Below are 14,996 nucleotides of genomic sequence, written 5' to 3'. Positions count from 1 at the left end.
AACCCGATGACCAGAATCGCCGTGATCGGCGCCGGCCCCTGCGGACTGGCCCAGCTGCACGCGTTCGAGCAGGCGCGACAGGACGGCGTCGACGTCGGCGAGGTGGTGTGCTTCGAGAAGCAGAGCGACTGGGGTGGGCTGTGGAACTACACCTGGCGCACCGGTCTGGACTCGCACGGAGATCCGGTGCACGGCAGCATGTACCGCTACCTGTGGTCCAACGGACCCAAGGAGTGCCTGGAGTTCGCCGACTACAGCTTCGACGAGCACTTCGGCGGTCCGATCCCGTCATTCCCGCCGCGCGAGGTGCTCTACGACTACATCGTCGGGCGGGCCAAGAAGAGCAATGTGCGCCAGTTCATCCAGTTCGACACCGCCGTCCGTGATATCACCTTCGACGGAGACACCTTCACCGTCACCGTCGAATCCTGGGAGTCCGGTCCCGGCCTGCTGCGCACCGAGACGTTCGACCACGTCATCGTGGCGACAGGGCACTTCTCCACCCCGTATGTACCGGAGTACCCGGGCTTCGAATCCTTCCCGGGCCGCATTCTGCATTCGCACGACTTCCGGGACGCGGTCGAGTTCGCCGGCAAAAACCTGCTGATCCTGGGCAGCAGCTATTCGGCCGAGGACATCGCACTGCAATCCCTCAAGTACGGCGCCGGGTCCATCACCATCGCCTACCGCAACGCCCCGATGGGATTCGGCTGGCCCGACGGCATCACCGAAGTCCCTGCGCTGCAACACCTGGACGGTCGCACCGCGCATTTCGCCGACGGCACCAGCCGCGACGTGGACGCGATCATCCTGTGTACGGGATACCAGCACCACTTCCCGTTCATCGATCCCGACCTGCGGCTGACGACCGCGAACAACCTGTACCCCGCCGGGCTGTACAAGGGCGTGGTGTGGACGGCCAATCCGAAGCTGCTGTACCTGGGCATGCAGGACCAGTACTACACCTTCAACATGTTCGACGCACAGGCCTTCGTGGCCCGCGATGTGGTGCTGGGCCGGCTGCCGCTGCCCCCGGCCGATGCGATGGCCGTCGATGTCGACGCCTGGCTGACCAGGTACGCCGCGGTCGACACCGTCATGGAGCAGATCGACTTCCAGACCGCCTACGTGCGGGATTTGATGGCGCTCACCGATTACCAGTCCTTCGATCTGGACATGGTGCGACAGCATTTCGTCACCTGGGAACACGACAAGGACGAGAGCATCACCGGATACCGCGACAAATCGTTCGCCTCGCCGTGCACCGGCACGGTCGGCCCCGTACCCAGTTCCACCTGGTGGGAGGAGCTCGACGACAGCCTCGCCCGATTCCTGCAGCGCTGAGCACTCAGAATCTCGCTGAGCCCAACGGCTGACGGTTCCACCGCGCTCGGGCACGCTCCCGTAGTGACTCCTCCGCATCCCCACTCCGTGACGACCGGCGCCTCGGGTGAGGCCACCAGGATCGCCGACGCCACACAGGCGCTGGCCATCGCGACCGAGTTGTCGGCGTCCTTCGCCGCCGAGGCCGGTGCTCGCGATGCCGGCCGGGTGCTGCCACACGATCAGGTGCAAGCGCTCAAGGAGTCCGGTCTGCTCTCGCTGTCGGTCCCCGTCGAGCACGGCGGGATCGCGGCACCCGCGGCGGTGATCGCCGAGGTGTTCCGGTTGCTCGCACACGGCGACCCATCGGTCGCCCAGATTCCGCATTCGCACTACACGTTCCTGGAGGCGGTGCGACTGCAGGGCACCGACGCGCAGCGGGCGTTCTTCTACGAGAAGGTCTTGGAGGGCGCGCTTTTCGCCAACGCGCAATCCGAACGCTCGGGCCGCATCGATGTGGACGCCACAACCCTGATACCTGATGGCGAGCACTATGTGCTCGACGGCCGCAAGTTCTATTCCACCGGTGCGCTGTTCGCCGACTGGGTGATCGTGCGGGCCTCGCTGCCGGAGCATCCCGGGGATAGCCCGACATCGTCCACGCCGAAGGCACTGGCCTTCGTGCCCGCCGGCACCCGGGGACTGCGGGTCGTCGACGACTGGGACGGGATGGGACAGCGCACCACCGCCTCGGGCACCGTCACCCTCGATGGCGTGCGGGTGCCTGCCGAGCAGGTGGTGGCGTTCACCCCCATCTTCAGCGCGCCCAGCGTGTACGGGGCGCGGGCGCAGTTGTTCCACACCGCGCTCGACGTCGGGATCGCCACCGCGGCACTGGCCGAAGGGGTCCGTCAGTCCGCCACGGCCCGCCCGCATTTCGAGGCCGGGGTGGAAACCGCCGCCGATGATCCGACGGTCGTGCACCTTGCCGGCGAAGTCACCGTCACCGTGCGTGGCGCGCAGGCGTTGCTGACCGAGGCAGGCCGCGCCGTGGATGCGGCGGCCGCCGACCTCGACTCCGGCAGTGCCGCTGCGGCTTCGGTGTCCGTGGCAGTGGCCAAGGTGGCCGCCACCCGGGCGTCGTTGGAGGCGTCGAGCGCACTGTTCGAACTGGGCGGCACCCGCAGCGCATCCGGTGCGGCGAACCTGTCGAGGTACTGGCGCGACGCCCGCACCCACACGTTGCACGACCCGACCCGCTGGAAGTTGCAGCACATCGGCCGCTACACCCTGTCGGGCACCACACCGCCGCGGCACGGCCAGCTTTGAGGCCTACCGGGTGGTTACCGGGTGGCTACCGGGTGGCTACCGGGTGGCTACCGGGTGGCGTAGTCGTGTGTCCCGGCGGCGGTGCGCAGCTGATGACGGCCACGGCTCACCGAGCGCAGGGTGCCGTTGAGGTAATCCTCGAACTCGGCGAGCTTGCTGTCGACGTAGATATCGCATTCGCCGCGCAGCCGGTCGGCCTCGGCGTGCGCGGTGTCGACCAGTCGGGTGGCCTCACTGGTGGCGGTCTGCACGATCTCGGTCTGCGAAACCAGGCGCTGCTGCTCCTTGATGCCCTCCTGGACGGCCTTCTCGTAGGAGATGTTGCCGTTCTCGATCAGACGATCGGCCTCGGCCTTGGCGCGCCCGGTCGCGGCCTCGTACTCGCGCTTCGCCGTCGAGGCGATGCGGCTCGCCTCTTCGCGGGCCTCGCCGACCATCCGCTCGCTGTGCGCGCGCGCCTCGGCGACCATCCGGTCGGCCTGTGACTTGGCGTCCGCCAGCAGCCGGTCGGCCTCACCGCGGGCGTGGTTGACCATCGAATCGGCCTCGGCCGACGCGGTGGCCACCATGGACTGGGAGTGGTCCTTCGCCTCGTTGAGCATCGAGTCCCGGGCGTCCAGCACATCCTGGGCATCGTCGAGCTCACCGGGAATGGCGTCCTTGATGTCGTCGAGCAGCTCCAGGACATCGCCGCGCGGCACCATGCACCCGGCCGTCATCGGCACGCCACGGGCTTCTTCGACGATTGCGCTGAGTTCGTCAAGCGCCTCAAACACTCGATACACGGCAACACCCTCCAGGCGTAGTTGTTAGTGACCAGTGTGCCTGGTGTTACGCCTGTGACTGAGCTTTCCCGGCCGGTGTGTCGCGTAACGGTGCTGTGACAGGGCGGAGAGGTCAGCCCTTGAGCTTTTCGCGCAGCCGCGCGTTCACCGGCGCGGGCAGCAGGTCGGTGACATCGCCGCCGAGCTGAGCGACCTCCTTGGCCAGTGAGGACGACACGAACGAGTACTGCGGCGTGGTCGCCACGAAGAAGGTGTCGACGCCGGCGACGTGCTTGTTCATCTGTGCCATCTGCAGCTCGTACTCGAAATCGGTGCCGGTGCGCAGCCCCTTGACGATGGCGGTCAGCCCGCGCTGCTTGACGAAGTCGACCACCAGACCGGAGCCGGACTCGACCCGCAGATTCGGCAGATGCGTCGTCGACTCGCGGATCAATTCGATGCGCTCATCGGCGCTGAACATCCCCTTCTTGTTCGGGTTCACCAGCACGGCCACCACGACCTCGTCGAACTGGGCGGCCGCCCGTTCGAAGACATCGAGATGACCGAGGGTGACGGGGTCGAATGATCCGGGACACACAGCGCCACTCATGGACGAAGACGCTACGCGAGCGGATGTCGCTACGCGATGACGCCGAACTCCAGTCGGGTGTCGCCGTAGCGGCGCTCCTCCTCGGCCGCCCAGCCGTCCGGCCAGACGATCGCCGGCCCGCCCGCCGCACGCTCGATCACCGCGAGCGCGCCGGGGCGCACCCAGCCATTCGCCAGGAGTGCGGCCAGCACGCGCTCGACGGCACCGGCGTCCACCTCATACGGCGGGTCGGCGAACACCAGATCGACCGGTCTACCCGTGGATTGGACCACCTTGTCGACCGGGGTCCGGCGCACCACGGCTCCCCTGGCTCCGAGCGCGGCGATATTGGCCTCGATCACCGCGACGGCACGCCGGTCGGACTCGACCAGCAACGCCGAGGACGCACCACGGGACAACGCCTCCAGCCCCAGCGCACCGGAGCCGGCGTACAGATCGAGCACCGCGATCCCGTCGAGATCCATCCGCGCCTGCAGCACGTTGAACAACGACTCCCGCACCCTGTCGGTGGTCGGACGGGTTCCGCTGGCGGGCACCGAGATTCGGCGTCCCTTGAACTGTCCGGCGACGATCCGGGTCAGGTTGACACCACTGCCAGCAGGTCTCCGCCCTCGACCTGGGCGGTGCCGGTGACGGCGATGCGTTCGATGGTGCCGGCCTTGGGTGCGGTGATGGCGGCTTCCATCTTCATGGCCTCGATGGTGGCGATGGTCTGCCCGGCGTCGACCTTCTCGCCGGTCTGCACGCCGATGGTGACCACACCGGCAAACGGTGCGGCGACGTGGTCGGGGTTGGTCTTGTCGGCCTTCTCGGCGGCGGCGACATCGCTGGCGATGCTGCGGTCACGCACCAGCACCGGGCGCAGCTGCCCGTTGAGGATGCACAGCACCGTACGCATCCCGCGCTCGTCGGCATCGGAGATCGCTTCCAGCCCGATCAGCAACTCGACACCACGCTCCAGGAAGACCCGGTGCTCCTCGCCCTGGCGCAGCCCGTAGAAGAACTGGTTGGCGCTCAGCCGTGAGGTGTCACCGTACTGGTCGCGGTGGGCCTCGAATTCCTTTGTCGGACCGGGGAACAACAGCCGGTTCAGCACGGCTTGGCGCTTGATACCGGGCTGGGCGAGCACCGTCTCGTCCTCGGCGGACAGGGCCTGCTCCGGTTTGGCCGCCGCGCGACCGGCCAACGCCTTGGTGCGCAGCGGTTCGGGCCAGCCACCGGCCGGGTCGCCGAGTTCACCGCGCAGGAACCCGATCACGCTGTCGGGGATGTCGTACTTGTCGGGGTCGGCGGCGAACTCCGAGGCGTCCGCGCCGGCACCGACCAGCGCGAGCGCGAGATCACCGACCACCTTGGAGGACGGGGTCACCTTCACCAGCCGGCCCAGCACCCGATCGGCCCCGGCGTAGGCGTTCTCGACATCCTCGAACCGATCGCCCAACCCGAGGGCGATGGCCTGGGTGCGCAGGTTGGAGAGCTGCCCGCCCGGGATCTCGTGGGTGTACACCCGCCCGGTCGGGGCGGGCAACCCGGCCTCGAACGGGGCGTAGACCTTGCGCAGCGCCTCCCAATAGGGCTCCAGGTCGCACACCGCGGACAGGTCCAGGCCGGTGTCGAATTCGGTATGCGCGGTCGCCGCCACGATCGCCGAGAGCGCGGGCTGGCTCGTGGTGCCCGCCAGCGGCGAGGACGCCCCGTCCACCGCGGACGCGCCGGCGGTCCAGGCCGCCAGATAGGTGGCCAGCTGCCCGCCCGGGGTGTCGTGGGTGTGTACGTGGATCGGCAGGTCGAAACGCTCCCGCAGTGCGGTGACGAGTGTGGTGGCGGCCTGCGGGCGCAGCAGCCCGGCCATGTCCTTGATGGCCAGCACATGCGCCCCGGCCGCCACGATCTGATCGGCCAGATGCAGGTAGTAGTCCAGGGTGTAGAGATCCTCGGCCGGGTTGCTCAGATCGCCGGTGTAGGACATCGCCACTTCGGCGATGGCGGTGCCGGTTTCGCGCACCGCGTCGATGGCCGGGCGCATCGAGTCGACGTTGTTCAACGCGTCGAAGATCCGGAAGATGTCGACACCAGTTGCCGTTGCCTCGTCGACGAAGGCCTGCGTCACCAACTCCGGGTACGGGGTGTAACCCACGGTGTTGCGCCCGCGCAGCAGCATCTGCAAACAGATGTTGGGCATCGCCTCACGCAATGCCGCCAGCCGCTCCCACGGGTCTTCCTTCAGAAACCGCAGCGCCACATCATAAGTCGCGCCACCCCAGCACTCCACCGACAACAGCTGCGGCGTCATCCGCGCGATGTAGGGGGCCACCAGCAGCAGGCCTGTGGACCGCACCCGGGTGGCCAGCAACGACTGGTGAGCATCACGGAAGGTGGTGTCGGTGACCCCCAGCGCCGGTGAATCACGAAGCCAAGCCGCGAAACCCTCGGGTCCGAGTTCCTCGAGCTTCTGCTTGGAGCCATCCGGCGCCTTGGTGCTCAGATCCAGATCGGGCAGCTTGTCCTGCGGGTAGACCGTCGCGCTCCGCTCACCGTGCGGCTTGTTGACGGTGACATCGGCCAGGTAGTTCAGGATCTTCGTGCCGCGGTCGGCGGGGGTGTGCGCGGTCAGCAGCGCCGGACGCTCGTCGATGAACGATGTCGTGACCCGGCCCGCCCGGAAGTCCCGGTCGTCGATGACGGCGAGCAGGAACGGGATGTTGGTGCTGACACCGCGGACCCGGAATTCGGCCAGCGCGCGCCGCGCCCGGGCGGCAGCCATGGTGAAATCCCTACCGCGGCAGGTCAATTTCACCAGCATGGAATCGAAGTGCGCACTGATCTCCGCACCGGTGTGGGTGCCGCCGTCCAACCGGATACCCGCGCCGCCGGGCGAACGGTAGCCGGTGATCCGACCGGTATCGGGGCGGAAACCATTGGCGGGATCCTCGGTGGTGATGCGGCACTGCATGGCCGCGCCCCGGATCTGGATCGACTCCTGGCTCAAACCCAGGTCCGAGAGGCTCTCCCCCGCCGCGATCCGCAGTTGCGAGGACACCAGATCCACATCGGTGATCTCCTCGGTGACCGTGTGCTCCACCTGAATCCGCGGATTGCACTCGATGAACACATGGTGACCACGCTCGTCGAGCAGGAACTCGATGGTGCCCGCACAGAAGTAATTGATGTGGCGCGCCAACGCGACCGCGTCCGCACAGATCTTCTCCCGCACCGCCGGGTCCAGATTCGGCGCCGGCGCGAGCTCGATGACCTTCTGGTGGCGGCGCTGCAGGCTGCAATCGCGCTCGAACAGATGAATCACATTCCCGGCACCGTCGGCCAGGATCTGCACCTCGATATGGCGCGGGTTGATGACCGCCTGCTCCAGGTACACCATCGGGTCACCGAACGCCGACTCCGCCTCACGGCTGGCCGCCTCGATCGCCTCCGCCAGTCCGCCGGCTTCCGCGACACGGCGCATGCCGCGCCCACCACCACCGGAGACCGCCTTGACGAACAACGGGAACGTCATCGACTCGGCCACCGACACCAGCTCGTCCACCGAGGCCGAGGGCTCCGAGGACGCCAGCACCGGCAATCCGGCCTCCCGCGCCGCCGCGATCGCGCGGGCCTTGTTACCGGTCAGCTCCAACACATCCGACCCTGGGCCCACGAATGTGATGCCCTCGGCCGCACACGCCGAAGCCAACTCCGGGTTCTCCGACAGGAAGCCATAGCCGGGGTACACCGCGTCCGCGCCGGCATGCTTGGCCACCCGGATGATCTCGGGCACCGACAGATACGCCCGGACCGGATGGCCCTCATCACCGATCTGATAGGACTCATCGGCCTTGAGCCGGTGCAACGAATTGCGGTCCTCGAACGGATACACCGCGACCGTCGAGATGTTCATCTCGGTCGCCGCACGGAAGGCGCGGATGGCGATCTCGCCGCGATTGGCCACCAGGAGTTTGGAAATCACGGCGCTACCCTAACTTCGCTGTTGTTACCTGGATGTAACACCGGCGTCGCCGCCAGGCTCACACCAGGGTCGACCAATAGTTCCAGAAACGAACCAAGATCATCAGCAGCACCGCGGTGAACCACAGCGCCACCAGCGACCAGCGCCACTGGTAGATCGCGCCCGCCACCCCGGTGCCGGTATCGGCACGCAGAGCGATCGACGCGACGATCACCAGCAGCGGGACGGTCACCGCCCAGACCACCATGCAATAGGGACACAACGCCCCGATGCGGTAGAGGCTCTGGAAGATCAGCCAGTGCACGAACACCACGCCCAGCGCCGTGCCGACGGCCAGCGCCGCCCAGTACCAGCGCGGCAGAGTGACCCGCGCAACGGTCAGCACACCGGTGACCAGCACGACGGTGAAGGCAATGATGCCGAGCAGGGAGTTGGGGAACCCGAACACCGAGGCCTGCGGTGTCGTCATCACCGACCCGCAGGACAGCACCGGGTTCAGGCTGCACGACGGGATGTAGCTCGGATCGATCAGGATCTCGATCTTCTCTACGGTCAGCGTCGCGGCCGCGGCGAGTCCCAGAACGCCGGCGACGAGCACACCGATCGCACTGGACCGGCGCACCCCGCTCTGCTCGGCCGGAACCTCGGCCGATTCGAGGTCAGGGGCAACGGTCACGCTTCGGGCATCCCGGGAACGTCGCCGACGATCTCCTTGACCTTCGCGACCAGGGCCTCGGGGGTGCTGTATTCGTAGTCCTCGCCGTTGATGCGCACGGTCGGGGTGGCGTTGATCTCGGTGGCGGCGGCCATGCCGGCAGCCATATCGACGTAACGGCCCTTGTCGATGCACTCGGGCACCTTGCCCGCGGCGCCGGCCTGGCGCGCGGTCTCGATGAGCTGCGCATCGGTCGGGTAGGCGCCACCGGTCTCGCTGGGCTGCTGGGCGTAGAGCGCGCCGTGGAACCGGCGGAACGCGTCGGTCGATTCATCGGCGACGCAGTAGGCGGCGCCGCTGGCACGTGACGAGTAGTTCTGGTTGCTCGGGCTGTTCAGGATGCCCACCATGTAGTAGTCGACCGCGATCGCACCGCCGTCGACGAGCTCGTTGATGGTGGGGCCGAAGGCCTTCTCGAAGGCGCCGCAGTGCGGGCAGAGCGGATCCTCGTAGATCGACAGCACGAGCTTGGGCTCGATCCCGTCGTCCTTCTTGACCACATTGCTCGACTCGACGCGGACCGCGCGGGCCTCGCCGGATTCGGGCTTCGTCTCGCCCGACAGGACGATGTAGAGCACCAGTGCCACCGCGAAGAGCACCACGATCGAGGTGAGCCCGATCTGGACGAAAAGGTTGCGCTTGCGGTCGGCGGCCTTCAAGTCGTAGCTGGCCTGCTTCTTCGGTTTGTTCGCCACGGGTGCAGCCTACCGGCTCAGATGAGCCCGCAGCGCCGAGGTCAGGTCGGTGAGCGCCACCTCGCTGCCGCCGCCGAGGGGGAAAAAGTTGGCGAAGCCGTGCGTCAGCGATCCGTACTCACGCAGGTCCACCGGGACGCCCGCGGCCGCGAGCGCGCCGGCGTAGGCGGCCCCCTCATCGCGCAGCGGGTCGAACCCCGCGGTCAGTACCAACGCCGGCGACAGTCCGCCGAGATCGGTCGCGCGCAGCGGGGCCACCCGGATATCGGTCGGCGAGATATCGGCGCCGCCGATGTAGTGGTGGTTGAACCAGTCGATATCGGCCTTGGTCAGGAAGTAGCCATCGGCGAACAGCGTCCGCGAGACGGTCTCGCCTCCGGGGTCGACCATCGGGTAGATGAGCAGCTGCAGGACCGGCAGCGCCACCCCGGAGTCCCGGGCGGCCTGGGTGACCACCGCGGCGAGGTTCCCGCCGGCGCTGTCCCCGCCGACGGCCACCCGCTGCGGATCGGCGCCCAGCTCATCGGCGTGTTGCACCGCCCAGCGATAGGCGGCGATGCAGTCCTCGCCGGCGGCCGGCGCCTTGTGCTCGGGAGCCAGCCGGTAGTCCACGGACAGCACGTGCATGCCGGAGTCGTGGCAGAGGCGACGACACAAACCGTCGTGGGTGCCGAGGCTGCCGACCACGAACCCGCCACCGTGCAGGAAAACCAGCAGCGGCGCACCGGGCTCGGCGGCGTAGTGCCGGACGGTCAGCGCACCGGCCGGTCCCGGGATGGTGAAATCCCGCACCGGCACGACGACCGGCGTGCTCAGCGCGGCGGCGACGCTGTCGAGTTGCTTCCTGGCGACCACGACATCGTCACTGGCGACGAGGCCGCCCACCCCCGAGACCCGCTGGGCGTTGAGCATCAGCTGCAGGGTGGTGTCCAGCGTGTTGCCCTCGATCGTGACCGAACGCCGCCCCAACAGCACCCGTTTGACGGGATCCGGGATGCGCGCCATGACCGGCAGCGACAACCTGCTGGCGACATTGGCGAACTTCAAGCGAAACGGGCTCGGATTCTGCCGTGCTGGCAGACTCTGCGTCATGACTGGCCTTTCGAATCCCACACTGTTGCTGAACGACGGTAATTCCATCCCCACGGTCGGGTTGGGAGTTTGGCAGACCCCGGCCGAGGAGACCCGCCAGGCGGTCGAGGCCGCCCTGGCGACGGGCTACCGGCATATCGACACCGCGGCGGCCTACCAGAACGAAACCGAGGTGGGCCAGGGACTCACGGCCGCCGCAGCCAACGGTGTGGCGCGCGAAGATGTGTTCCTCGTCACCAAACTGTGGAACTCCGAGCACGGATATGACAAGGCGCTCAAGGCGTTCGACGGCAGCGCCAAGCGCCTCGGCGTCGACTATGTGGATCTGTATCTGATCCACTGGCCGATGCCCGAGGTCAACCAGTTCGTCGACACGTTCAAGGCGTTGGCCGCACTGCGCGACGAGGGCCGGGTCCGGTCCATCGGCGTCAGCAATTTCGCGCCAGAACATCTGCGAACCCTGGTGGAGGGCACCGGCATCGTGCCTGCGGTGAACCAGGTCGAGTTGCACCCGAAATTCCCCCAGCAGGAGTTGCGGGAAGTGCACGCCGAGCTGGGTATCGCCACCGAGGCGTGGAGCCCACTCGGGCAGGGCGCGTTGCTGAGCGACCCCACCGTGGTCGCGGTGGCCGAAGCGCACGGCAAAACCCCAGCCCAGGTCTTGATCAGATGGCATCTGCAGCTGGGTAATATCGTCATCCCGAAGTCGGTGAACCCCGACCGGATAGCGAGTAACTTCGACGTGTTCGATTTCGAGCTGACCGCGCAGGACATCGAGTCCATCGCGACACTCGAAGGACGGCACCCGACTGGGCCCCGATCCGCGGACCTTCAACTGGACAGGCTAGGTAGACATGACATCGGCAGCTGCGGCGCCAAACATCGGTTTGAGCGATGAGAACACCATCCCGGCTCTCGGCATCGGGGTGGGCGAGCTCTCCGACACCGAGGCCGAGCGCGCGGTCGCGGCCGCGTTGGAAATCGGTGTCCGCCTTATCGATACCGCAGCCTCCTACGGCAACGAGGCGGGCGTGGGCCGGGCCATCGCGGCATCGGGCATCCCGCGTGCCGAGATCTTCCTCACCACCAAGCTGGCCACCGAGGATCAGGGTTTCCAGGCGTCGCAGGACGCCGCGCGGGCCAGCCTGGAGCGTCTCGGCCAGGAGTACGTCGACCTCTACCTGATCCACTGGCCCGCCGCCGCCTACGGCAAGCATGTGGACAGCTGGGGTGGCCTGATGCGTATCCAGGGCGACGGACTCGCCAAGTCCATCGGTGTCGCGAACTTCACGTCCGAGGACCTGGCGACGATCATCGACCTGTCCTACGTGGTGCCGGTCGTCAACCAGATCGAGCTGCATCCCCAGCTGGTGCAGACCGAGCTGCGCGCCGACCACGCCGAGCGCGGCATCGTCACCGAGGCCTACAGCCCGCTGGGTGTGGGCAAGCTGCTGGACAACCCGACGGTCATCTCGGTCGCCGCCGAGTACGGCAGGACGCCGGCGCAGGTGCTGATCCGCTGGAACCTCCAGCAGGGCAATGTGGTCATCCCACGGTCGGCCTCACCGGAACGCATCGCGCAGAACTTCGACGTGTTCGACTTCGAGCTGGCGCAGGAGCATCTGGCGGCGCTGACCGGGCTCGATGACGGGACCCGGTTCCGCCCGGATCCGGCCACCTACACCGGCACGTAACCCGCTATTTCCTGCGCGGGGTTACGAGACCTGCGCGGGCACCTTCTCGGTCTGCGCCGCCGAGACCGTCAGCGCGGCAAACGCACTCAGGCCGGCGATGACAAAACACAGTGCGGTGTACCAGAGGCTGCCGACCGGGTCACCGTTGTCGGTGACGCCGTCGACCGCCCCGAAGTAGGCGGGCAACGCGGTCACCCACAGCACGGCCATGACGGCCAGATAGCCGACGCCGAAGCGCACCATGAGCGGGTTCGCGTAGCGCGCCTCGGTGGCGCCGGCCGGCGTATTGCGCAGCCGCTGCCACTGTTTGACCAGCACGGGTATCGCGACGACGGCGATCACCACGAGTTCCAGGGCATAGACCACACCCATCACGGTGAAGTTGGTGAACGACCCGATGATCGTCGCGGGCGCGGGCAGCAGCACCGTGCCGATCGAGGCCAGCACGCCGATGACAACGGTCCGCCACACGATCTGCCACCCGGTGAAGCGCCGGCCCCGGTCGGCGTGGCGGCCGATGAAGAACTGCACGCAGAAGGCCAGCGACATCGGCCAGAGAGCGGCGAACACCACGACGCTGGGCAGCGGCACCGAGTCCAGGAACGGCTGGTTCATCGGGTGATCCAGCGTCCACTCCCACCAGCGCAGTTGCGGGCCCAGGTGATCGAAGATCTCGTAGAACGCGTGGTGCACGAAGCCGACGCACACCGCCCCGACCAGGGTGCCGTAACGGTGAAACACCCCGAGAGTTCTCACGATCTCGAAGGCGATCGTCGCCATCATGGGATAGATCGCCACGATGTAGAGCGGAAGGCGCCCCCACAGGAAGTCGACGGTGAACACGTTGTGCGCGAACATCGTGTCGACGTACTCGGCGATCCCGAACTGCGCCGGAAAGTACAGCGGCGGTTCGATGATCAGCAGATAGGCGATGGCGCCGAACCACAGCGCGATATTGGTGGCGTCACCGTGGCGGCGGAGCCGGATGACCGCGTACACCAAGGCCAGAATGGCGCCTGCGATGACCGTGAGTTCCAGCACCGGCAGCGTCCAGTTCTCCAGACCGAACGGGCTGCGCAGTTCCACCAGCCCGCCGGCCTCCGCGCAGGAGAAGCCCAGGCGTTCGGCGAGTTGCTCGAACGTCGGTGCACACAGGTCAGACACCGGCTGCCTCCTTGTTGGCGCTGTACCACTTGGTGACGTCGTATCCGGCGTCGAACCGATCGAACCATTGCGCGGCCAACGCGGGCAGCTTTTCGTGTTCCGGGTTGTGGCCGGGGATCTGGCTGCGCACGATGCCGGCCAGCGCGGCGGCCATCTCCCGCTTGGGCAGGTGGGCGAACGCGTTGGCGAGCGGCCCGTAGTTGGGGCGGCGCCCGATGCGGGTGAGGAACTGGTTCTTGCGCCGCTCCAAGGAGAAGGTGGAGACCGCGTCGACCTTGCGGACCTCCAGCGGGATGTGGGTGTTGAAGCCGTCGCAAGCCAATCGGATCACGTCCATGACATGTTTGAAGATCGAGGGCGCGACCCGCATCCGGTACCAGGGATCGTCGACGAGTCCGTTGTAGATGATCAACGCGGAACTGCGGTGCTCGACCTCTTCGACGAAGTGCCAGAGGAACAGCGACGCGACGCGGTCGTCGCCGGGGGCGAACAGGGTGTCGTCGTGGTCGAGCATGAGCTTGAAGACCGGCGTGAACGTGGCTTCGAGATCCGCGGTGTAGGCGAGCCGGTACTTCAGCGGCTTGGTCTCCACGAGGTCATCGAAGGCCGCGATCACCTCGTCGAGGGTCTCCTTGAGCGCCGGGTAGGCCTTGATCAGACCGCGGGCGTGCTGGCGGTGGGCCATGGAATGCTGGCCCTCCTGGCGGGTGAAGGCGTCGGCCTCCTCGGCGATGACCGGGTCGGTGAGCAGCGGTTTCGCCTCGGCCATGGTCGTCACGATCATCTTCTCGAACGCGATGGCCAGAAACGACACCGCGTTGGCCATCGCGGAGAACGCCGGGTTGGTCTCATTCCAGAGGAACGGCACGTCGTGGTCGGCAAAGCCGAACCGCATCTTGCGCACTTGGAGGTTGGTCATGCCCGGAAACTATCACACGATCATACGCTTCTACGTCTAACTGTATGATCGTCGCTGCGTGCTACGGTCGCGTACCGCCGAGAGGAAGATGGCCATGGCACGCAGGCGCGGGTGGGGCGGTAACCCACCCCAGACCGATGAAGAGGCCACCCAGCGCATCATCACGGCCGCCGTCGACCTGATCAGCGCCACCGGATCGGCCGTATCGCTGGCCGAGGTCGCCAGCTCACTGGGCATCATCCGCCAGACCGTCTACCGCTACTTCCCCACCTCCGACGCCCTGATGCGCGCGGTGGCCATGGGTTCGGTCGATGCTTTCCTGGACCGTCTGGCCGACAGCGTGCGCGGTCTTCATGACCCCGCCGACGCGCTCACCCAGGGCACCCTGTTCACCCTCGACGAGGTCAGCCGGACCCCACACCTGGGCATCCTGCTCTCGGAGTCCTACCCGCACAACCACAGTGAAGACCTCACCTCCGAAGAGGCGCGCGCCATCGGGATGCGGATGATCGACCGCTTCGATGTGGACTGGGCCGCACACGGCTATGACGACGCCAGCCTGCAGGAGCTGGTGGAATTCACGCTGCGGATCATGCTGTCCTTCTTCGTCGCCCCCAACGACACCCACCGGTCGCCGGCGGAGCTGCGAAAATTCCTGCGGCGCTGGCTCGGTGGCGCGGTGGCCGCTCAGCGGCTGGAACAGCCCTCCGGCGGCTGAGCCGCTTGC

Annotated in this window: 13 protein-coding genes and 1 pseudogene; 5 read left to right on the top strand and 9 right to left on the bottom strand. The window is 67.2% G+C overall.

Annotated elements, in window-relative coordinates; all coding sequences use genetic code 11:
* The first annotated feature begins 6 nt into the window (after positions 1-6).
* Positions 7-1,344, top strand: coding sequence for an NAD(P)/FAD-dependent oxidoreductase (locus tag C6A86_RS10310; protein ID WP_105365505.1), 1,338 nt, complete (start codon positions 7-9; stop codon positions 1,342-1,344).
* A gap of 87 nt (positions 1,345-1,431) precedes the next feature.
* Complete coding sequence (locus C6A86_RS10305; RefSeq protein ID WP_105365506.1) at positions 1,432-2,652, top strand: SfnB family sulfur acquisition oxidoreductase; 1,221 nt, start codon at positions 1,432-1,434, stop codon at positions 2,650-2,652.
* 47 nt (positions 2,653-2,699) lie between these two features.
* On the opposite strand, the gene sepIVA is transcribed toward C6A86_RS10305, so the two are convergent.
* The 7 genes from sepIVA to C6A86_RS10270 form a co-directional block, all read right to left on the bottom strand.
* Positions 2,700-3,437, bottom strand: a complete 738-nt coding sequence (gene sepIVA / locus C6A86_RS10300; protein WP_105365507.1) for a cell division protein SepIVA — start codon at positions 3,435-3,437, stop codon at positions 2,700-2,702.
* 112 nt (positions 3,438-3,549) lie between these two features.
* On the bottom strand, positions 3,550-4,026 hold the full coding sequence (gene coaD, locus C6A86_RS10295) for a pantetheine-phosphate adenylyltransferase (protein WP_105365508.1): 477 nt from the start codon (positions 4,024-4,026) through the stop codon (positions 3,550-3,552).
* 29 nt (positions 4,027-4,055) lie between these two features.
* Entirely contained in the window at positions 4,056-4,607 is a 552-nt protein-coding gene (rsmD, locus tag C6A86_RS10290; RefSeq protein ID WP_105365509.1) for a 16S rRNA (guanine(966)-N(2))-methyltransferase RsmD, read from the bottom strand.
* Positions 4,604-7,990, bottom strand: a complete 3,387-nt coding sequence (locus C6A86_RS10285; RefSeq protein WP_105365510.1) for a pyruvate carboxylase — start codon at positions 7,988-7,990, stop codon at positions 4,604-4,606. The genes rsmD and C6A86_RS10285 overlap by 4 nt, the downstream gene beginning before the upstream one ends.
* Before the next feature lie 58 nt (positions 7,991-8,048).
* Positions 8,049-8,666 (bottom strand): vitamin K epoxide reductase family protein, encoded by a 618-nt coding sequence (locus C6A86_RS10280; RefSeq protein WP_105365511.1) that lies wholly within the window; start codon positions 8,664-8,666, stop codon positions 8,049-8,051.
* On the bottom strand, positions 8,663-9,400 hold the full coding sequence (locus C6A86_RS10275) for a thioredoxin domain-containing protein (protein WP_105365512.1): 738 nt from the start codon (positions 9,398-9,400) through the stop codon (positions 8,663-8,665). Before C6A86_RS10275 ends, C6A86_RS10280 begins: the two co-directional genes overlap by 4 nt.
* Before the next feature lie 9 nt (positions 9,401-9,409).
* On the bottom strand, positions 9,410-10,492 hold the full coding sequence (locus C6A86_RS10270; RefSeq protein ID WP_105365513.1) for an alpha/beta hydrolase: 1,083 nt from the start codon (positions 10,490-10,492) through the stop codon (positions 9,410-9,412).
* Between C6A86_RS10270 and C6A86_RS10265 the strand changes: the two are divergent.
* Together C6A86_RS10265 and C6A86_RS10260 are read left to right on the top strand one after the other, a co-directional pair.
* A pseudogene (locus C6A86_RS10265) lies at positions 10,491-11,340 on the top strand (aldo/keto reductase). The gene C6A86_RS10270 and the pseudogene C6A86_RS10265 sit on opposite strands and share 2 nt — an antisense overlap.
* 6 nt (positions 11,341-11,346) lie before the next feature.
* Positions 11,347-12,186 (top strand): aldo/keto reductase, encoded by an 840-nt coding sequence (locus C6A86_RS10260; RefSeq protein WP_105365515.1) that lies wholly within the window; start codon positions 11,347-11,349, stop codon positions 12,184-12,186.
* 21 nt (positions 12,187-12,207) lie between these two features.
* On the opposite strand, the gene C6A86_RS10255 is transcribed toward C6A86_RS10260, so the two are convergent.
* The gene (locus C6A86_RS10255) at positions 12,208-13,350 is read right to left on the bottom strand and encodes a hypothetical protein (protein ID WP_105365516.1); all 1,143 of its coding nucleotides are present in this window, start codon (positions 13,348-13,350) and stop codon (positions 12,208-12,210) included.
* Positions 13,343-14,269 (bottom strand): metal-dependent hydrolase, encoded by a 927-nt coding sequence (locus tag C6A86_RS10250; protein ID WP_105365517.1) that lies wholly within the window; start codon positions 14,267-14,269, stop codon positions 13,343-13,345. Before C6A86_RS10250 ends, C6A86_RS10255 begins: the two co-directional genes overlap by 8 nt.
* A 94-nt stretch (positions 14,270-14,363) precedes the next feature.
* Between C6A86_RS10250 and C6A86_RS10245 the strand changes: the two genes are divergently transcribed.
* Positions 14,364-14,987, top strand: coding sequence for a TetR/AcrR family transcriptional regulator (locus C6A86_RS10245; RefSeq protein ID WP_105365533.1), 624 nt, complete (start codon positions 14,364-14,366; stop codon positions 14,985-14,987).
* Positions 14,988-14,996 lie beyond the last annotated feature (9 nt).

The organism is Mycobacterium sp. ITM-2016-00316, assembly GCF_002968335.2.
In the GTDB taxonomy this organism is placed as follows: Bacteria; Actinomycetota; Actinomycetes; order Mycobacteriales; family Mycobacteriaceae; genus Mycobacterium.
Note: the sequence above shows the minus strand (reverse complement) of the source record. Positions and strands in the feature narration are given on the sequence as shown.

What these genes read in the sequence shown, in the direction of transcription:
- C6A86_RS10310 (WP_105365505.1), top strand. Translation starts at nt 7, where the DNA reads ATGACCAGAATCGCCGTGATCGGCGCCGGCCCCTGCGGACTGGCCCAG.
- coaD (WP_105365508.1), bottom strand. Translation starts at nt 4,026, where the DNA reads ATGAGTGGCGCTGTGTGTCCCGGATCATTCGACCCCGTCACCCTCGGT.
- C6A86_RS10270 (WP_105365513.1), bottom strand. Translation starts at nt 10,492, where the DNA reads ATGACGCAGAGTCTGCCAGCACGGCAGAATCCGAGCCCGTTTCGCTTG.
- C6A86_RS10260 (WP_105365515.1), top strand. Translation starts at nt 11,347, where the DNA reads ATGACATCGGCAGCTGCGGCGCCAAACATCGGTTTGAGCGATGAGAAC.
- C6A86_RS10250 (WP_105365517.1), bottom strand. Translation starts at nt 14,269, where the DNA reads ATGACCAACCTCCAAGTGCGCAAGATGCGGTTCGGCTTTGCCGACCAC.
- C6A86_RS10245 (WP_105365533.1), top strand. Translation starts at nt 14,364, where the DNA reads ATGGCACGCAGGCGCGGGTGGGGCGGTAACCCACCCCAGACCGATGAA.